This window comes from Verrucosispora sp. WMMD1129, from assembly GCF_029581255.1.
GTDB classification, from domain to species: domain Bacteria; phylum Actinomycetota; class Actinomycetes; order Mycobacteriales; family Micromonosporaceae; genus Micromonospora; species Micromonospora sediminimaris.
Genome location: NZ_CP120741.1, coordinates 3,708,933 through 3,728,035, shown reverse-complemented (window position 1 = coordinate 3,728,035; position 19,103 = coordinate 3,708,933). Strand labels below are relative to the sequence as shown.

12 protein-coding genes are annotated in these 19,103 nt (G+C 71.6%); 5 read left to right on the top strand and 7 right to left on the bottom strand.

Annotated elements, in window-relative coordinates; translation table 11 throughout:
- The first annotated feature begins 153 nt into the window (after window positions 1-153).
- Complete coding sequence (locus tag O7624_RS17260) at window positions 154-3,066, top strand: glycosyl hydrolase (protein WP_282236530.1); 2,913 nt, start codon at window positions 154-156, stop codon at window positions 3,064-3,066.
- Between the two features lie 74 nt (window positions 3,067-3,140).
- A complete protein-coding gene (locus O7624_RS17255; RefSeq protein WP_282236529.1) occupies window positions 3,141-4,226 on the top strand; it encodes a PHP domain-containing protein in 1,086 nt (361 codons plus the stop codon).
- Between the two features lie 34 nt (window positions 4,227-4,260).
- Here O7624_RS17255 and O7624_RS17250 read toward each other — a convergent pair whose 3' ends face one another.
- A complete protein-coding gene (locus tag O7624_RS17250; RefSeq protein WP_282236528.1) occupies window positions 4,261-5,244 on the bottom strand; it encodes a DMT family transporter in 984 nt (327 codons plus the stop codon).
- 122 nt (window positions 5,245-5,366) lie between these two features.
- On the opposite strand from O7624_RS17250, the gene O7624_RS17245 reads away from it, so the two are divergent.
- Both O7624_RS17245 and O7624_RS17240 read left to right on the top strand, forming a co-directional pair.
- A complete protein-coding gene (locus O7624_RS17245; protein ID WP_282240662.1) occupies window positions 5,367-5,960 on the top strand; it encodes a Uma2 family endonuclease in 594 nt (197 codons plus the stop codon).
- 49 nt (window positions 5,961-6,009) lie between these two features.
- Window positions 6,010-7,680 (top strand): DUF885 domain-containing protein, encoded by a 1,671-nt coding sequence (locus O7624_RS17240; RefSeq protein ID WP_282236527.1) that lies wholly within the window; start codon window positions 6,010-6,012, stop codon window positions 7,678-7,680.
- 84 nt (window positions 7,681-7,764) lie between these two features.
- On the opposite strand, the gene O7624_RS17235 is transcribed toward O7624_RS17240, so the two are convergent.
- The 4 genes from O7624_RS17235 to O7624_RS17220 all read right to left on the bottom strand — a co-directional run bounded on the left by O7624_RS17235 (window position 7,765) and on the right by O7624_RS17220 (window position 15,717).
- Window positions 7,765-8,907: a DUF3068 domain-containing protein gene (locus O7624_RS17235; RefSeq protein ID WP_282236526.1), complete on the bottom strand. Its 1,143-nt coding sequence runs from the start codon at window positions 8,905-8,907 to the stop codon at window positions 7,765-7,767.
- Window positions 8,908-8,975: 68 nt separating this feature from the next.
- Window positions 8,976-9,797 (bottom strand): class I SAM-dependent methyltransferase, encoded by an 822-nt coding sequence (locus tag O7624_RS17230; protein WP_282236525.1) that lies wholly within the window; start codon window positions 9,795-9,797, stop codon window positions 8,976-8,978.
- On the bottom strand, window positions 9,794-14,053 hold the full coding sequence (locus O7624_RS17225) for an alpha-(1->3)-arabinofuranosyltransferase (RefSeq protein ID WP_282236524.1): 4,260 nt from the start codon (window positions 14,051-14,053) through the stop codon (window positions 9,794-9,796). The genes O7624_RS17230 and O7624_RS17225 overlap by 4 nt, the downstream gene beginning before the upstream one ends.
- Window positions 14,050-15,717 carry a substrate-binding and VWA domain-containing protein gene (locus O7624_RS17220; RefSeq protein WP_282236523.1) on the bottom strand — a complete coding sequence of 556 codons (1,668 nt, stop codon included), beginning with the start codon at window positions 15,715-15,717 and terminating at the stop codon, window positions 14,050-14,052. The genes O7624_RS17225 and O7624_RS17220 overlap by 4 nt, the downstream gene beginning before the upstream one ends.
- A 259-nt stretch (window positions 15,718-15,976) precedes the next feature.
- Between O7624_RS17220 and O7624_RS17215 the strand changes: the two genes are divergently transcribed.
- Window positions 15,977-17,137 carry a glycosyltransferase family 4 protein gene (locus O7624_RS17215; RefSeq protein ID WP_282236522.1) on the top strand — a complete coding sequence of 387 codons (1,161 nt, stop codon included), beginning with the start codon at window positions 15,977-15,979 and terminating at the stop codon, window positions 17,135-17,137.
- A 64-nt stretch (window positions 17,138-17,201) separates the two neighbouring features.
- On the opposite strand, the gene O7624_RS17210 is transcribed toward O7624_RS17215, so the two are convergent.
- Window positions 17,202-17,363: a hypothetical protein gene (locus O7624_RS17210; protein ID WP_013736401.1), complete on the bottom strand. Its 162-nt coding sequence runs from the start codon at window positions 17,361-17,363 to the stop codon at window positions 17,202-17,204.
- The gene (locus O7624_RS17205) at window positions 17,360-19,078 is read right to left on the bottom strand and encodes a hypothetical protein (RefSeq protein ID WP_282236521.1); all 1,719 of its coding nucleotides are present in this window, start codon (window positions 19,076-19,078) and stop codon (window positions 17,360-17,362) included. Before O7624_RS17205 ends, O7624_RS17210 begins: the two co-directional genes overlap by 4 nt.
- Window positions 19,079-19,103: the final 25 nt, after the last annotated feature.

Below are 19,103 nucleotides of genomic sequence, written 5' to 3'. Positions count from 1 at the left end.
CCGGGTTCATCAGTCCGAAACATTGACGCAGGTCTCGCCGGTGAACTACCGTCCGGTAGACCAGAGAGAGCGCTCTCTCACGTCGCTTAATTCACAATACCGACGAAGCGTGCGCCGACCGGCGCGGCCGGGCCGGCACGCGTTGGAGGAAAGATGAGACCTCCCGTCCCACGCCGCACCCACCATCGGATCCTGGCCGCCACCGCCGCCGCGACCCTCGTTCTCGGCGGGCTGGCCGTCATCGCCGGCTCCCCCGCGCAGGCCGCACCGGTCGGCGCCGGCAGCTACACCACCACTCCCGTCGGCCCGCTCCCCGGCGGCTGCGGAAACCTGACCACCAACCCCCGGCAGTACGTCACCGCCGCCGCGCCATCGGGGGCCGTACCCACAAACGACTGGTGGTCCTCGCTGCTGTGGAAGCGCCTGAACTGCACCTTCAGCGAGCCCTTGCACGCGCACCCGGTGTCCTACCAACCCGTCACCGACGGGCTCGGCTTCTCCGCCACCTCGACCCCCGCCATCTCCGGCACCGCCACCGGGGTGGGCGAGTTCAAGTACCCCTACGTCGAGGACATCCGGGTCGGTGTGGCCGGACTTGCCGCCCCCAACGTGCTGGTGGACGACTGGACTGACTGGACGGTCACCCCGTACTGGGGCGACGGGGCGCAGACGATGCGCGCCACCATCGGCCACGGGTTGCCGCTGGCGTACTTCCGCACCAGCGGCGGCGACGCGGTGATCAACGCGACCGGTGGTAGCCCCACGGTCTGGTCCAACAACGGAAGCAGCATCGGCTTCACCGTCCGCGGCCACGACTACGTGGCGTACGCGCCGAGCGGCGCGACCTGGACCGTCAGCGGCAGCCGGATCAGCTCCAACCTCGCCGGACGCGGCTACTTCAGCGTCGCGCTGCTCCCGGCCACCGGTGGCGGCACCGCCCGCACCCAACTCGCCGGCACCTACGGCCAGTACGCGCACGCCCACGTCACCGGCACCCGGGTCAGCTACAGCTACAACGCGACGACGAGCCGGGTGGAGACCCGCTACACCTTCACCACCACGCCCCGCGAGGGCACCGAGACGCGGACCGTGGTCAGCCTCTACCCGCACCACTGGCGAGCGCTGACCGGTGTCATGCCGATCACGCCGACCTACCCCTCCGCCCGAGGGCGGATGAAGGTGGTCACCGGCGTCGGTGAGTTCCGCACCTCGATGCGGTTCAACGGCGTACTGCCGGAACTGCCCGCCGTCGCCACCGGAGCCGGCAGCGACCTGACCACGCTGCGGCAGCACCTGGCGGCGGTGCGGAGCAACCCGATGGACCAGCGCGGTGGCGACACCTACTGGACCGGCAAGGGACTCGGCCGGGCGGCCCGCATCGCCGAGATCGCCGACCTGGTCGGCGACACCGAGACCCGTACCTCGGCGCTGAACGCCATCCGCGCCACCCTCAACGACTGGCTCACCGCCTCGTCCGGCGAGACCCAACGGCTGTTCTACTACGACCAGCGGTGGGGCACGCTCATCGGCTACCCGGCGTCGTACGGCTCCGACCAGGAACTGAACGACCACCACTTCCACTACGGCTACTACATCGCCGCCGCCGCCACGCTTGCCAAGTTCGACCCGGCCTGGGCGCGGGACGACCAGTACGGCGGCATGATCGACCTGCTCATCCGGGACGCGAACAACTACGACAGGTCGGACACCCGCTTCCCGTACCTGCGCGACTTCGACATCTACGCCGGGCACGACTGGGCCTCCGGGCACGGCGCGTTCGCCAGCGGCAACAACCAGGAGTCGTCGTCGGAGGGGATGAACTTCGCCAACGCCCTCATCCAGTGGGGGCAGGCCACCGGCGACACGGCGGTACGCGACGCCGGCATCTACCTCTACACCACCCAGGCCGCCGCGATCCACGAGTACTGGTTCGACGTCACCGGCGAGAACTTCCCCACCGAGTTCGGGCACTCCAACGTGGGCATGGTCTGGGGTGACGGCGGCGCGTACGCCACCTGGTTCAGCGCGGAGCCCGAGATGATCCAGGGCATCAACCTGCTGCCGATCACCGGTGGGCACCTCTACCTGGGCCAGCACCCGAACTACAACTCGGTGAAGTACGCCGAACTGGTCCGCAACAACGGCGGTGAGCCGACCGTGTGGCAGGACATCCACTGGCAGTTCCTCGCCCTCGGTGACGCCGACGCGGCGCTGGCCAAGCTGCGAGCCAACCCCGGCTACACCCCGGAGGAGGGCGAGAGTCGGGCGCACACCTTCCACTGGGTCCGTAACCTGGCCGCCCTCGGCCGGGTCGACACCGGAATCACCGCCGACCATCCGCTGGCCGCGGTGTTCAACCGCAACGGCGCCCGGACGTACGTGGCCAGCAACATCTCCGGCTCACCGCTGACCGTACGGTTCTCCGACGGCACGCAGCTGACCGTGGCTGCCGGGCGCACCACCACAAGTGGGGCGCACACCTGGAGCGGAGGCAGCGGCGGTGGGGGTACGCCACCGAGCCCGACACCGACGCCGACGTCCAGCCCGACGCCGACCCCGACGCCCACTCCCACGCCGACGCCGACCGACCCGCCGTCCAGCTCACCTGTGCGCTACCTGCTGTCCGGGGGCGGTCTGGGTGCGTCCGGCAGCGCCGGCACCACCACCGTGAGCAGCGCCGGTGGCACGAACCACGACGGCACACCGCGCAACCCGGTGGTCTTCACCGCGACCGGGCTCAACCTCAACCACAACGGCGGGCAGACCGCGTTCGATCTCTTCCTCGATGCCGGCACGGCGGTCGGCAACGGGGTGCAGGCCCGCGTCTCGTACGACCTGACCGGTGACGGCAGTTGGGAGCGGGTGGAGACGTACCGCTACTTCGCCACCGACCCGGTGCCGGGCTGGGAGCACTACACCCAGGCCGCCGGGCTGCACTCCAGCAGCGGCTCCCTCGGCAACCTGCGTGGCGGCACCGTCCGGGTGGAGGTCTGGTCCGCCATCGGCAACAACCCCACCAACCTCGGTGTCGGTGACCGCTCCGTGGTGCGGTTGCCGTACGCCTGATCCCGCACACCGCGATCCGCCCCGCGCCGCCGGTCGTACCCCGACCGGCGGCGCGGCCGCGTAGGTTTGCCGACATGAGCGAGCGCCAGCGAGCGAATCATCAGCGGGACCCCATTGCCGATCTGCGCCGGATCGCCTTCCTGCTGGAGCGGGCGAACGAGGCGACCTATCGGGTACGCGCCTTCCGCTCGGCGGCCAAGGCGTTGGCCGCGCTGCCGGTCGAGGAGGTGGCCGAGCGGGCCCGTGCCGGCAAGCTCACCGAGCTGGCCGGGGTCGGCGACGTCACCGCTCGTTGCGTGGCCGAGTCGCTTGCCGGTGAGGAGCCGGTCTACCTGCGCCGGCTGCTCGCCACCGAGGGCACCGACCTGGACGCCGAGGCCACCGCCCTGCGTACCGCCCTGCGCGGCGACTGCCACACCCACTCGGACTGGTCCGACGGTGGGTCACCGATCGAGGAGATGGCGCTGGCCGCCGTCGAGCTGGGCCACGAGTACCTGGTGCTCACCGACCACTCGCCCCGGCTGAAGGTCGCCCGGGGACTGACCGCGGATCGGCTGCGCCGCCAGCTCGACCACGTGGCACGCGTCAACGAGGCGTTGCCGGAGGGGTTCCGCATCCTCACCGGCATCGAGGTCGACATCCTCGCCGACGGGTCGCTCGACCAGGACGAGGCGTTGCTGGCCCGGCTGGACGTGGTGGTCGGGTCGGTGCACAGCGGCCTGAACGACGACCGGGCGAAGATGACCCGCCGGATGCTGGCCGCCATCGCCAACCCGCATCTGGACATCCTGGGCCACTGCACGGGTCGGATGGTCTCGTCCCGACCGGCCGGGGTGACCGGGCCGGGCGACCGGGGGCACCGCGCCCGGACCCGGGCCGAGAGTGACTTCGATGCCGACGCCGTCTTCGCCGCCTGTGTCGAACACGACGTCGCCGTGGAAATCAACTCACGGCCGGAGCGGCAGGACCCGCCGAAGCGGCTGATCCGGCGGGCGCTGGAGGCCGGTTGCCGGTTCGCCATCAACACCGACGCGCACGCCCCCGGCCAGTTGGACTGGCAGCGCTTCGGCTGCGAGCGGGCCGCCCGGTGCGGAGTCCCCGCGGACCGCGTGATCAACACGTGGGCGGCCGACGAGTTGGTCGCCTGGACGCGCGCCTGACGCGTGCCCAACCGCCCGGCCCGCCCGCCTCCGCTCAGCGGGTGGCGGGCTCGACCAGGGGTGCCGTCGGGGTGCCCACACCCGGTGCCACCCGGCGGCGACGACGTCGGCCGAGCAGGCCCTGCGACACGGCGACGCCGAGCAGCACGATCAGCGCGCCGACCGGCTGGTGCCAGGTGAGTCGCTCGCCGAGCACGAGGGCACCGATCAGCACCGCGAACACCGGGATCAGGTACGTCACGGTGGAGGCGGTCGTCGCGCCGACGGTCCGGATGTTCCGCAGGTGGATCACGAAGGCGAGCCCGGTGCCGAGCGCGCCCAACGCCAGCACGGCCGCGAGCACCCGCGGCGACAGCGCGGTCGGCAGCGGCGGCGCACCGGCCACCACCGGCGCCACGATCGCGAGCTGGACCGCCGCGACGATCAGCTGCGCCGCCGAGAGGGACAGCCCGGACAGGGCGCTGCCGGCGATGAACTTCTTCTGGTACGGGATGGCGAAGCCGTAGCAGGCGGCGGCGCCGAAGCACATCAACTGGCCGACGAAGTGCGCACCGCCGACGCCCTGCCAGACGCCGAGCACCACCATCACGCCGGTGAAGCCGAGCGCCAGCCCGAGGGCGCCGCGTGCGGTCAGCCGCTCGGTGCGGAACACCAGCACCGCCAGCGGCAGCACGACAAGCGGAGTGGTCGCGTTCCAGATGCCGGCGAGCATCGACTCGACCCGCTGCTCGCCGTAGCCGAACAGGGTGAACGGCAACGCCACCCCGAAGGCGGCGATCACCGTCAGGTGACCCCAGACCCGCAGCTCGCGCGGTAGCCGGTCACGCAGCACGGCGAGCACCACCAGCAGGGTCAGCGCGCCGGAGGCGACCCGGTAGAGGGTGAGGTGCAGCGGGTGCAGCTCGGCCACCCCGACCTTGATGAAGAGGAAGCTGGAACCCCAGATCGCGGCGAGGGCGATGAAGCCGGGCAGCCAGCTCCGCAGCGCCGGCCGGTCAGGGGTGAAGTCGCCTGTCACCCCTGACACTCTGCCGCCGGGGTACGACATTGTCCTGCGGTTTTCGGCCGTCGTGTCGCGCGCCACAGAAACCACATCCTTTGATAGGGCGTTGACCGACCGAGGAGGTGAACATCGTGGCGATGCCGATCCGTTTCGACCCGCTCGTCGACCTTGACGGCATGTGGACGACCCAGCTCGCCGACCGCTACCTCCCGTTGCCTGAGCTACCAGATGCGCGGTACGAGTGCATCGACGGGAGGTTGGTCAGGACGCCCGCCGCGGTCGGCACGAACAGCTACGGCGAAATCGAACTCGCCTGGCTACTCTCACCCGCTGCCGAGGCCCACAACTTCTACGTCTTCGGTCAGGTGAATCTGACCTTCTCCCCGCAGCGGTGGATCCAGCCGGACATCACCGTGCTGCACGCGCTGCCGAAGACGGACGAGGAGGACCGCTGGATCCCGGCCCACCTGTGCACCATGGCCGTGGAGTTCGTCTCCCCCGGCAGCCGCCGGCAGGACTTCGTCGACAAGCCGATCCGCTGCGCCGAGGGGCGGGTGCCCTACTTCATGCGGGTGGAGATCTCGCGCCGGCTGCGGCACGCCGCGGTGGAGTTGTTCGCCCTCGGCAAGTTCGGCGGCTACGACACGCTCGCCAAGGCGGTCAGCGGTGACCGGCTACGCGCCGACGAGCCGTTCCCGATCGACTTCGATCCTGCCGACCTGCTGCCCTGACGGCGTCGGCGGCATCATCGCGACGCCCACCTCGCGTAGGGTACGCAGCGTGGGAAGAATCGACGATCTCGCGAACCGTTACGTCGCCGACTGGGCGGCATTGAGCCCGACCGGCGCCACCTCCGTCGGCATCGCCGGCCATGACGACAAGTTCGACGACCTCTCCCCCGACGGGTACGCCGCACGCGCCGAACTGACCCGACGCACCCTTGCCGAGCTCGACAGCATCGAGCCGGTGACGGAGGCCGAACGCACCGCGCGGGAGGCGATGCAGGAGCGTCTGGGCCTCGAACTGGACCGGTACGACACCGGCGAGACGGCCAGCGAGGTAAGCGTCATCACCAGCGGCTTGCACGAGATCCGGATGGTCTTCGACCTGATGCCCACCGAAGGGGAGCAGGCCCGGGCCAACCTGGCCGCCCGGCTGAACCTCTTCGCAAGCACGCTGGAGGACTACAAGACCACGTTGCGGGAGTCGGCAGCCGCCGGACGGATCAGTTCGCGCGCACAGCTGATCGAGGTGGCCAAACAGTGCGACACCTGGGTCGATCCGGACGGTGACAACGTCTTCCACGGGCTGGTCGATCGGCTGGGCGAGGATGGCTCCCTCGGCTCCGAACTGCGTCGCGGTGCGGCTGCGGCCACGGCGGCTACCGCCGAGTTCGGGCAGTTCCTCCGCACCGAGCTGGCTCCCCACGGACGGGAGAAGCAGGCCGCCGGGCGTGAGCGCTACGAGCTGGCCTCCCAGTACTTCCTCGGGGCTCGGATCGACCTCGACGAGACGTACGCCTGGGGCTTCACGGAGTTGGCCCGGCTGGAGGCCGACATGCGGACGGTGGCCGCCCAGATCGCCGGTCCGAGCGCCACCATCGACGAGGCCGTGACGGCGTTGGACGCCGACCCGGCCCGCACCATCCGGGGTCGGGACGCCTTCCGCGACTGGATGCAGGAGCTGGCCGACCAGGCGATCAGCGACCTCAACGGCACCCACTTCGACATCCCCGAGCAGGTCCGGCGGATCGAGTGCATGATCGCGCCGACAAGTGACGGTTCCATCTACTACACCGGCCCGAGCGAGGACTTCGCCCGACCGGGTCGAATGTGGTGGGCGGTGCCGCAGGGCCTGACCGACTTCTCCACCTGGCGGGAGGTGACCACCGTCTACCACGAGGGGGTCCCCGGCCATCACCTCCAGATCGGCCAGACCGCCGTCCGGGCCGAGTTGCTCAACCGCTGGCAGCGGCTGCTCTGTTGGGTATCCGGTCACGGCGAGGGCTGGGCGCTGTACGCCGAGCGCCTGATGGAGGAGCTGGGTTACCTGGACGACCCGGGCAACCGGCTCGGGATGCTGGACGGTCAGGCGCTGCGGGCGGCCCGCGTGATCGTGGACATCGGCATGCATCTGGAGCTGGAGATTCCCAAGGACAACCCGTTCGACTTCCATCCCGGTGAGCGGTGGACCCCGGAGCTGGGTTGGGAGTTCCTGCGGGCGCACTGCCGGGTGCCGGACGAGATGCTGCGCTTCGAGCTCAACCGCTACCTGGGCTGGCCGGGGCAGGCGCCGTCGTACAAGGTGGGCGAGCGGATCTGGCTTCAGGCGCGGGAGGACGCGAAGGCCCGCAAGGGCGCCGACTTCGACCTGCGCGAGTTCCACCGCCAGGCGCTCGACCTCGGTGCGCTCGGTCTCGACCCGCTCCGCCGGGCGCTGGCCCGGCTCTGACACCCTGATCGGCTGATTCGCGGCTCGCGCTGCCGGTTGTGGGGGCGGGCCGTCGGCCCGCCCCCACAACCGGCACTGCTGGTGCTACTGCTTCTCCGACTCGCCCTGTGCCGACCGTTGGCTGGGCACCGTGGGCTCCTCGGACTTCCAGTTGGTCGAGGCGGGCGGGATCTCGTCGGTCAACGGCCCACCCGGCCGAGCGTCGTCCCGCACCGGCGGCTGGTCGACCCGGGTCGGTGCCGGGTCGGCGGCGGCGTGCCGGGCCACCGTGGCCGGGGTACGACTACGCGAGACCAGCAGCCCGACCAGGATCAGCACCAGGCCCAGCACGGCGAGCCCGAGCGGTGCGAACACTCCGAGGATTCTGAGCTGGTTCCGGCTCTCCTTGGCGCGGTCCACCGAGGACGCCACGGTCTCCTCGTTGTAGGAGAAGTCGGCGTCCAGCAGCGTCACCGGGGTGCCCGTGTTCGGCACGAGCACCTTCTTCTGCTGCTCCCGGACCTTCAGGTAGGAGCCGGTGACCGGATCCACCCAGACCGTACGGGTGTTGCTGTAGACGACGTCACCCGACGTCGAGCCGGGGGCGAGCGCACCGAGTAGCAGCGCCACCCGGTCGGTGGCCAACGGCAGCTTCTCGTCGGTGATGACCTGCTCGTAGCGGTACGCCTCGATGCCGTTGATGTCCTCGGTGCCCTTGAACTCGGCCATCCGGGTCTGCCGCAGATCCCGGTCGAAGACCTCGTAGTTGTCCTTGGCGGAGTTGAACGGGAACTTGTAGACCTGGCCGGCGAACGAGACCTTCTCCGGCGTGCCGCTCTCGTCGAGGAACTGCTCGTTCCACTCCACGGCTGCCGCGGAGACCCGATCCAGTGCCAGCTCGGCACCGTACGCGCTGACCAGCGCCTTGGTGTCGGTCCGCTCGACGGTCTGGCCGACCCGCCAGACCACCGCGTCACCGGCGAGGTCGCCGCTGAGCGCCGCGGTCTTGGCACGCTCCGGGGTGACCTGGACGGTCGACCTCAGGTCCGTCTGATCGACGATGTCGACCGCACCGTTGGTGATCTGAAGGAACGTCGCCGCCCGGGCCTCGGCCACCGACGTCGACGACTCCAGGTCGTAGGGCAGTTTGGTCATCGCAGGCTTGACGACGAACACCAACCCGGCGGCCAGCGCCAGGAGCAGGACGCCGCCGCCGAACAGCACGGCACCCACGGCGCGGTGCTTCATGTTTCCTCCCTGAGGAGCTCAATATCGTCGATGTCAATCAGTGAGATGGCCGCGAGGTTACTACCAAGTCACATAGCCACGCGACCCCCGGTCAGCTCTGATTTCTCCACCGCACCGGGCTGCCCGTCACCGGCCCTCCGCAGGACGAGCACGAAGTTCCACGCCGCCACCTCCCGAACGCCGGGCACCCGGATCACCCACCGCGCCCACCACGGGTGATAGCGCGGCAACGCGTCCAGCACCTCGACGTCGCGGTTTCCCCGCGCCCAACGCAGCGTGTCCGAGATCGAGACCGGGAACAGCGTCTCCCGGTAGCGGTTCTTGGGCGGCCGTCCCATCCGTCGCTCGTAGCGACGGCGGGCCCGGTTGCCGCCGAGATAGTGCCAGGGCGCGGTCTCGTGGCCGCCCCACGGCGACAGCCAGGGGGTGTACGACACGAAGATGAGCCCGCCGGGACGGGTCACCCGCACCATCTCGTCGAGCATCCGGGGCGGCTCGGCGACGTGTTCGACGACGTTTGACGAGAACGCCACGTCCACGCTGCCGGTGCGGATCGGCAGCGCCGTGCCGCTGCCCCGCAGCATTCCCGCCACCGACTCGCCGGCAGCGGAGAAATCCCCGACGTCCGGATCCAGCCCCAGGTAGTGGGCACCGGCACCTCGGAAGGCGGCCGCGAAGTACCCCGGACCGCCGCCCACGTCGAGCAGCGTCCGGCCGGTCAGCTCGGTGTAGCCGGACACCTGACGGACCGAGTCGGCGGCCAGCAGGCCGTAGAAGTGGTCGGGGTCGGTCTGCTCCACCAGAAACGCCCGGAACAGCGCCACCGAGCGACGCAGCGAGGCGAAACGGCGTCGCTCCGCCCGCCGCGTACGGTCGTCCGCTGCCGTCACCGCGCCACCGTCCCGTTCTCGCCCTCGCCCCGGCCGGCAGCCGGCGGCCCACCGGACGTGCCCGGCGTCACATCATGCGGGATGGTTGGTCCGGGGCGTACACCGGGGACCGGGACGACCGCCGCGACCACCGCGCCGATCGCGACAAGCATCGCCGCCTGCACCCACGACCGGTACGCCCAGTCCTGTCCATGGCCCTGCAACCGACCGGCCACGGCGATCACCGTGGCCACGCTCAGCCCGCCGAGCACCACCACCGGCAGCGCGCGTACCGCCAACTGCCGCAGCAGCATCGCGGCCAGCACGATGGCCACCGGAAGCACCCCGCCCAACGCGGCGAGCAGCACCACCAGCAGCACCCCGATCGCCCAGGCGGGAGCCTCGGCCGCGATGGTGTCCGCTGCCTCCCCGTTGCTCGCTGCCCGGCGGCGCACCGGCCAGACGGCCAGCACCAGCACGCCGGCCGCCGCCACCGCGCCGGCCGCCAGGCCGCCCCGGTACGCCCGGTCGGGGGCGAAGACGAGCCGGATCTCGCCGCCGGCACCGGCCGGCAGCACCCACGCCTGCTGCCACCCGTCCACCCGGGATCGGACCAGCGGCGTTCCGTCGAGAGTGGCCGTCCAGCCGGCGTTGGCGTTCTCCGGCACCACCAGCAACGCCCGCTCACCCGCGGCGACCCGGACCGTCCGGTCGGTCGCCGCCCAGTCGAGCACCGTCACCTCCCGGTGCCGGGGTGCCGGGTTCGCGTCGCCGTCCGGCCGCAGGGTCGCGTCCTGCACGACGAAGCCCGCCGACGGCGTGGTGGCCAGTCGATGCCCGCCCGCCGGCAGATCCAGCACCGCACCGTCCTCGCCGCAGACCCGGACCGGCACCGGCCGCCCGGCCAGCACGTCCGTCAGGCTCGCGGAGACCGAGGTGTCGTACCGGAAACCGTCAAGCTCGACCGTCGGTCCGTCACCGCAACGCTCCACCACCCGGGTGTCGGTGTCGATCGGCTTCAGCAGGCTCGCCAACGCCGGGATCTCCACCTCCGCGATCCCGGCCGTGGCGGGCCAGCCGTTGCCCCGCAGATCCGCCAGCCGGTGCTCGGTCTCCCGCACCACGATGTCGAGCCGGTCGGTACGCACCGCCGGGAAGGTGACAGTCCCGTCGGCCTCGACCGGCACCTGTACCTCGCGGTCGGGCGTGTGGATCTCCACCTGTCGCGGCAGCGACCCGATCGGCAACTCGCTGCCCCGCAGCCGCAACCTGTCGATGCGACGCTCACCGGACCAGCTCAGCCTCAGGGTGGGACGCAGGTCTCCGGTGCCGGCCAGCCAGGCCGTTCCCGGGTCACCGTCGATCGCCGCGTGCGCGGCCACTGCCGGGTCGCCGCTCAGTCGGGACGACGAAGCCGCCCGCACCTTCGTACCGGACAGCGTCAGCTCACCACCCGGCCGCGGCACCGCCGACAGCTCCAGCCGATACGTACCGGCGGCCGGGTTGCGGAACAACCGGTCCAGGCCCAGCGGCTCCTCACCGACCCGGGCGAGGAACCGGTCGCAACGAATAACCGTGCCGTCCGGCCGGAGGGAGGCTCCGCCGGAACCACCAGCGGCCACCGGCTCCGGGCCGGTCTGCTGCGCCGGATAGCACGCCGGCCGGTCCGCCGGCCCACGGCTGAACGCCCAACTGACCGGCGTCGACAGGTCGTCCGGCAGATCCGCCGGGGTTCGCAGCGCTCGGCGCGGTTCGGTGTCCGGAATGGACAGCTCCTCGATGCCGACGGCACCGTCGAGCCGGCCGCCGGTCACCGACAGCACCGTCACCCGGATCCGGCTGGTGGGGCCCGGCAACGTGTAGTACGAGTGCCCGCCGAGCGTGTCGGCAACGTCGTGGTCCACCGAACCCCGATCGGTGGTGAGTCGGAACCGTTGCACCGGCCAGCCAACCGCCAGATCGCTGACGAACGCGAGTCGCACGCTGTCCACCTGGCGTGGGGTGTCCAGATCCACCTGAAGCCACTGCCCGACCGGTCCGGCCAGGGGCGCCGAGTGCCAGGCGGTGCCGTACTCCCCGTCAACGGCGGCGAACGGCAGGCGCGACGGGTCGGCCGGGCCGAGACTGTCCACGAAGCTCGCGGCCGAGGACGCCGTCACCTCACGGATGCCCTGGTAGGTCGCGGTCGTCTGGTGCTGCTCCCCGGCGAAGGGCAGCACGTCGAGAGCGACGCGGCCCTGCCGTCCCGCCTCGTTCGCGGTCAACGTCTGGGAGAGGTTGTCCCGCACCCGGCCGATGTCGCGCTCCCGGCGACGCAGACCGTCCGTGACGATCCACCGGCCACCGACAGCGTCAGCCGGGGAGTCGTCCCGGTCCCCGGCGAGCACCACGGGCCGGTCCCGTTCCACCACCCCCTGCTCCAGCAGGGGAAGCAACGACTCCGGACCACCGCTGACTGTCGGTACGTCGGCGGTCAGCACCGCCGAGGCGGCCGGCACCGGCCGCTGCACCTCGTACACCTCGATCGCCGGTAAGGAACCGGCGCCATCGTCCACCGGGCTGCCGAGTGTCCGGGACAGCGCGTCGGTGGTGCCGAAGGTGGCCACCCGCCCGATGCCGGGCGAGTCGGCCAGTGCCCGGCGCAGCACCGTCACCGGCGGAGCGTCCCCCTGGGTCCGGTCGATGTCGTTACGCAACAGCAGATGCCGGAAACCGGAGCGGGCGAGCAGGTCGGCCAGGCCGGTCGAGCCCCGGCCGCTGGCCAGCACCTCCTCGACGGTGTCCATCATCCGGGTGTTGCCCGCCGAACCCAGCGGCACCTGGTGGCGGACCGCCCACGGCGCTCCGGCCAACGCCTGCAACGGCTCGTCGACGGTGCGTCCCCAGTCGTACTGCCCGAAGCCGGAGCCGGGCACCACCAGGGTGCGGGCCAGCGCGTCACGGTCGGCCAGCCAGGTCGCCGCCGATCGCCAGTGCGGCGGCAGGTCGGACCAACCCGGGCCGGGACGCAACAGGCCCAGCCAGGCCGGGGCGGCAGCCCCCAGCACGAGCAGCAGCACCGGCACGAAGACCAACGGTCGCAGCCGGATCCCGGGCCTACGACGGGCCAGGGCATGATGCATTCGGGTGGCCACCGCGTCGACGCCGTGCGCGAAACCGAGCATCAGTGGCAGCCGAAGCACCGGGTCGAGCTTGTGCACGTTGCGGAACGGCGCCAACGGGCCGTCCAGCAGATCACGGACCAGCTCGGAAAGCGGACTGTCCACCGCCCCGACGTAGCCGATGGTGAGCAGGGTCAGCCCGGTGAGGAACCCGGTCACCAGGAAGCGTCGCTGCGGCAGCAGGTTGCCGGCCAGCCCGGCCAGCCCGACCAACGCCACCACCGCGGTCAGCGCCATCAGCACCGGATGGTCGATCAGCAGCCAGCCCGCCGGCCACCACGGCTCGCCCTGCACGATGTACGCGACCCACTGGTTGGTGCCGCGTACCGCCTGGAACAGGGAGGCCACCGCGGTGGTCGTGGTGGACGACTCGATGTAGTCGAGGAAGGGGAGGCTGTACTGGCCGAGCAGCACCAGCGGCACGATCCACCACAGGCAGACCCCGACGACGCAGGCGCACCACCAGGCGACCAGCCGTACGTGCTGCGCGTCCCACCGCCGGGTGAGCAACCAGACGCCGGGCAGCAGCAGCGCCATCAGCACCACCGCCGCGTTGATCCCGCCCATCCCGAGCACGGCCAGGGCGGAGAGCGCGGCGGCCCGGCGCGGTGACCCGATCCGGCGTACGGTCACCAGCGGCAGCAGCACCCAGGGCAGCATCGAGGCGGCAAGCGTCTCCGAGGAGAGCGCACCCACCTCGGTGAGGATGCGCGGGGCCAACGCGTAGCCGAGCGCCGCCGCGTACCGCGTCGGTTCGGTGCCGATGTCCAGCGCCCGGGCCAGCCGCAACAGCCCGTAGAAGGCGGCGGCCAGCAGCAGTGCCGTCCACAGCCGCTGGGTGATCCACGGCGGCACCGCCAGCCACTGTCCGGCGGCGAAGAACGGTCCCATCGGGAACAGGTAGCCGTACGCCTGGTTCTGCAACTCTCCCGAGGTGGCTTCCGGGTTCCACAGGTGCAGCGCCCGGGCCATGAAGTGGATCGGGTTCGCGGCCAGGTCGAGCTTGGTGTCGAAGGTGACCTGACCGGGCCGCTGGCCGAAGGCGATCGCGGTGAGCAGCAGCAGCGACAGCACCGTGCCGGGCGAGCGGCGCAGCCGCGCCGGAATTCTCCTCATCGGCGGCACTCCGGTGGCAGGCAGCTCAGGTCGGCCAGCGCCGAGAAGAAGATGCGCCGCATCCCGCCCGGCTGCTCGGTGACGAAGACCCGGCCGCCGGTGACCTTCGTGATGGCCTCCAGCTCCTCCGGGTCGATGTCCGCGCCGAGACCGATGAAAATGATCGGCAGGGGGCGGCGTGGTTCCTGCAACCGCTTGAGTTCGGCCAGGAAGTCGGCCCGCCCGATGGTGTCGTCGTCCTCGTTGCGCCCGTCGGTCATCACGAGCACCAGGTTGATCCGGCCCGGGGTCCAGTTACGGCGCGCGTCGCGGTACGCGGCCAGCGTGCTGTCGTACAGCCCGGTGCCGCCCTGCGGCTTCACCGCGATCTCAGCCAACGCCTCGGTCAACCGTTTGCGCTGGCCACCCAGCGGGCGCACCGGCAGGACCTCGCGGTAGTCCCGGTCGCCGTCGACCTTGGTGGAGAAGGCCCAGATGCCGAGTTCGCTGTTGTCCAACAGCAGCGCCGCCCCTTCCCGGGCAGCTCGCACCGTGGCGTCGAGTCGGGTGCCACCGGCCGGTACCGGTGCCGCCATCGAGCCGGAGATGTCCAACAGGGTGAGGATTCGGGCGCTGCGCTGGACGCCGCTCCAACCGGTCAACACGTCGCTGACCGTCTCCTCGGCGGGTAGTGGCACCGGCCGGCGTTCCTCGGCCCGCAGCCGGTCGTCCTCCGGCATTGCCGGCGGGAAACCGGCCGCGGTCCGGAAACCGTAGTAGGCGAACACCTCCCGGGCCTCGCCGGTCAGCAACGTGTCGAGGAACGCGCCACCGGCGTCCCGAGCCCGCCCCTGCGCGGCGGGCAGCACCACGTACGGCAGGTCCAGCCAGGGCACGTCGACCTCCGGGTACGCCGCCACCAGCTTGCCGCTGGCTGCCAGCGCATTGTGTTCCAGCACCGCCTGCTCGCTGGCGGCGACGACGCTCACCCGACCCGGCAGGTCCTGGTTCGGAGTCAACGAGCTGGCTTCCTCGGCCGGGCTGAAGGTCCGCTCGGCGAGCCGACGCAACGTGGCCGCCACGGTCGCGGCCGAGTCCCGGTTGTCGTCGGCCAGCGCCCGCGCGCCGAGCAGGGCGCTGACCCCGGCCGGGTCGGCCGCCGGATCGGGCAGCCCGACCTGGACCGTTCTCGCCCGGGTACCCAGAAGCGACGCCCAGTTCAGCGGCTTGTCCGGCCAACCGGATCGACGCGCGATCCGATCCGTGACGGCCAGCACCACCGGAGTGCTCGCCACCGACGTGCCCTGTCCGGGCACCTCGAAAGCACCGGCGGCACGGGCCCGGCGCAGCCAGAACGTCGATTCCGGTAGCCACGCGTCGGCCACGTCGCCATCGTCGGCGAGTTCCCGGGCGACCGCCGCCGACGGCCGGGCCTGCACCTCGACGGAGACGCAGGGTTGGCTTCCGGCGTTGGCTCGGGCCACCCGGTCGAGGGCCGGGGCGATCACCGGAGCGGCCACCACCCGGAGACGGACCTGTTCGACGCAGGTCGGGGTGCCCCGATCGGCCCGGATGTACGACACCGCCGCCCAGCCGGCAAGCAGCAGCACCAGGGCGGCACTGAGCAGCACCACCGGTGAACGGCGGAACAGGACGCGCGCCGGCGCGGGACGGTCGGCAACCACCGCCGCCTCACCTCCTCGTCACGCCTGCGGACGATGTCCCGCCGCAGGTCACAACACCTGCCGCGACGAAATCGGCCACCAGACACCGGGCATCGCACGCGGTTGCGCTGCACACCCTGCCAAGGTTTCCGCCCGTCGGCAAACCCCTCGTCCACGACCCGTTACCGGATCGTCGCCGCCAGATCTGCCCATTGCGCAGCCGGGCCGGACCGCCCTAGGGTGGCGCGATCGTGCTCACTTACTCACCAGTAGGAGCAGCGTGGACAACACCGACACCCCCTCCCGCCACGTCCTGTTCCTCAACTGGCGAGACACCACCAATCCCGAGGGCGGCGGCTCGGAGGTCTACATCGAGCGGATCGCCGCCGAACTGGTCACCTTCGGTCACCGGGTGACTCTGCTCTGTGCCGCCCACGGCAACGCTGGGCCGGCCGGGACCACCGAATCCGGCGTACGCGTGTTGCGTCGCGGCTCGCGGATGACCGTGTACCTCCGGGCGGCGCTGGTCTGCCTCGCCGGCCGGTTCGGCCTGGGCCCGCTGAGCCGGCGCGGTCTCGGCCGACCGGACCTGATCGTCGACGTCTGCAACGGTGTGCCGTTCTTCGCCCCGCTCTACGCTGGGCGGCCGGTCATCGCGCTGGTCCACCACGTCCACCGGGAGCAGTGGCCGGTGGTCTTCGGGCCGTGGATGTGCCGGCTCGGCTGGTGGATCGAATCCTGGCTCGCGGTACGGCTCTACCGGCGGTGCCGCTACGTCACGGTCTCCGAGGCGACCCGTGCTGAGCTGGCGACCCTCGGCGTCGACGCCGAACGGATCGACGTGGTACCCAACGGAACCCCTCCGGTTACCGGCCCGTCCCTGCCCCGCACCCGCAACCCGTCGCTGCTGGTGCTCGGCCGCCTCGTTCCGCACAAGCGGGTCGAGATCGCCCTGCGTGCCGTCGCCGAGCTGGCTGCGGAGCTACCCGAGTTGGAGCTGGTGGTAGCCGGGCAGGGGTGGTGGGAGGAGCCGCTGCGCGAGCGATGCGCCGCCCTCGGGATCAGCGACCGGGTACGGTTCACCGGCTTCGTCAGCGAGGAAGAGAAGCACGCCCTGCTCTGCTCGGCCTGGCTCGCGCTCACCCCGTCACTCAAGGAGGGCTGGGGTCTGACCATCGTGGAGGCCGCCGCACGCAGCACTCCCACCGTGGCCTTCAGGTACGCGGGCGGGGTCGCCGAGGCGATGGTCGACACGGAGACCGGCCTGCTCGTCGACGATGAACAGGAGTTCACGGCGGCCGTTCGGGAACTGCTCGCCGACGATGTCCGGCGCAAGGCGATGGGCGAGGCGGCCCTGTCCCATGCTGCCCGCTACACCTGGACAGCGACCGGTGCCCGGTTCGCGCAGCTGGTCGCGGCGGCAACTCTTCGCACCGGCTGACCGGCCGGTCCTGGACACGACGAAAGGCGCCCGCCTGCTGCGGGCGCCTTTCCGCCGTTCGAGGTCAGCGCGTGCCGTACAGCGGGGCCTCGGTCTGCTCACTCACCTTGGAGTTGGCAGCCTCCTTGGCGGACGGGCTGAGCACGTTCGCCAGACCGACGCTGCCGAGCATGCCGAGCACGACCCCGAGTACCCCGACGGCGACGAACGCGGGCAGGTTCCTCATCCACCTTCTCCTTCCGCGGGACTCGCGTGCCGGGACGCTACCACGCGGTAGCACCATTGCGCAGTGCCCGAAAAAACGAGGACCAGCACCACCGTTCCGGCCAACAGGTGCGCCAGGCCCACCGGACCGGGGTGGCTCGGCCGCGCTGCCGGACGCCACGCCGGATTCTCGTACAACGCCAGCTCGGCACCGGCGTACACCGGCCGCAGTCCGGCCAGTGTCGCCGGGTCCGGTGTCGGGCCGGCGGCGCGCTGCACCAGCACCCAGCGCGGACCGGCCGCCGCCACCGGCTCGCCGGCCGCGAGCAGTTCGCGCAGCCGAGCGGCGCGGGGATCCTCCCCGGCGACGGCGGTGCCATCCACGCGCAGCGTGTCGTCGATCAGGACCGGCACGCCGAGGTACCGGGGCGCCGGATCGATCACCACCCGGCCACCGTTCCAGGCGTAGCTCTGATACTCCTGGAACGGCAGCGACACCACCTCGCCGGGCCGCTCGTCGACGAGCCGCGCCACCGTGTCCCAGTCCGCCGGCCACGCCACCGGCCACAGGCGTCCCGCGCCGCCGACGGCGAGGTCGGGCATCACCGCCAACGGCAGCAACGCCGCGCCGGCCAGCAGCACCCGCCCGGTGGCCAGGTCGAACCGGGCCGCGAGGCGGCCGGCCAGCCGCTCCGCGCCGAGCGCCCCGGTGACCGCCAGCAGCAACACGTACGGCACCAACAGTTTCTGCCCGTCCCGGAGCAACCCGGCGCCGGGCACGGTGGTGACCAACCAGCCCAGCAGACCGGCCCCGCCGGGCAGCACGCCGAGCGCGGCACCCAACCACGCGGCGACCGCCAACAACCCGAGCCGACCGATGACCGGCCGCGACCAGCGACGCCACAGCACCGGCACGCCGTACCCGGCGACCGCCAGCACCAGCAGCGTCGCCAGTGGCACCAACCATCCGCTGCGGGAGGCCGGGGTGGCCTGTCCGTTCCAGATGCCACCGGTGCCGGCCAACGCCACCAGCGGCCCCGCCCAGTTCTCCGCTCGGGCGGCGAAGACCGCCACACCGGCCGGGTCGGACCGGCCGGAACCCGAGCTGACGAACCCAGCCACCAGCCACGGCGCGTTCAACAGCAGCGTCGTACCCACCCCGGTCAGCGCCGTCCGGGCCGCCCCCGGGTACCGCCCGACCAGCAGCACACTGACCACGAGCAGGGCGAGCAGACCGCCGGTCGGGGTGATCGCGGACGCCGCCACCGCCAGCAACAGCCGACGCAGCGCACCCCGCTCGGCGTCACGCACCCCGATCGCGGCCCGCACCAGCCAGGGCAACGCGGCGTACGCGACAAGCAGCCCCCACTGCCCGATCAGCAAACGCTCTGCCAGATACGGCGTCCACGCGTACCCGAGGGCGGCCACCACCCGCACCCCGACCCGCTCCGTCGGCACCAGCCGCGCGGCGCCCAGCGCGGCCAGGTAGAGAATCGCCACCAGCACCAGTCGTTGCAGCAGCCACCCCGGGAGCACCTGCGAGGCCAGCGCCACCACGGCGTCCTGCGGAACGGCCCGGGGCAGGGCCGTGGCCGGGGCGATCACCTCCCAGCTCAACGCCGGCCGGGGCACGAAGACCATGTCGTAGCGCAGCACATACCCGGGCAGGGCCAGCGGCGCGAGCACCACCGCCGTCACGGCGGCGGCCACCGCGTGCGGCACCAGCCGTTCCCGCATCCGTCGACCTCACCACTGCCGGTGC

Coding starts and splice junctions, on each gene's coding strand:
- O7624_RS17260 (WP_282236530.1), top strand. CDS start 154: ATGAGACCTCCCGTCCCACGCCGCACCCACCATCGGATCCTGGCCGCC.
- O7624_RS17255 (WP_282236529.1), top strand. CDS start 3,141: ATGAGCGAGCGCCAGCGAGCGAATCATCAGCGGGACCCCATTGCCGAT.
- O7624_RS17245 (WP_282240662.1), top strand. CDS start 5,367: ATGCCGATCCGTTTCGACCCGCTCGTCGACCTTGACGGCATGTGGACG.
- O7624_RS17235 (WP_282236526.1), bottom strand. CDS start 8,907: ATGAAGCACCGCGCCGTGGGTGCCGTGCTGTTCGGCGGCGGCGTCCTG.
- O7624_RS17225 (WP_282236524.1), bottom strand. CDS start 14,053: ATGAGGAGAATTCCGGCGCGGCTGCGCCGCTCGCCCGGCACGGTGCTG.
- O7624_RS17210 (WP_013736401.1), bottom strand. CDS start 17,363: ATGAGGAACCTGCCCGCGTTCGTCGCCGTCGGGGTACTCGGGGTCGTG.
- O7624_RS17205 (WP_282236521.1), bottom strand. CDS start 19,078: ATGCGGGAACGGCTGGTGCCGCACGCGGTGGCCGCCGCCGTGACGGCG.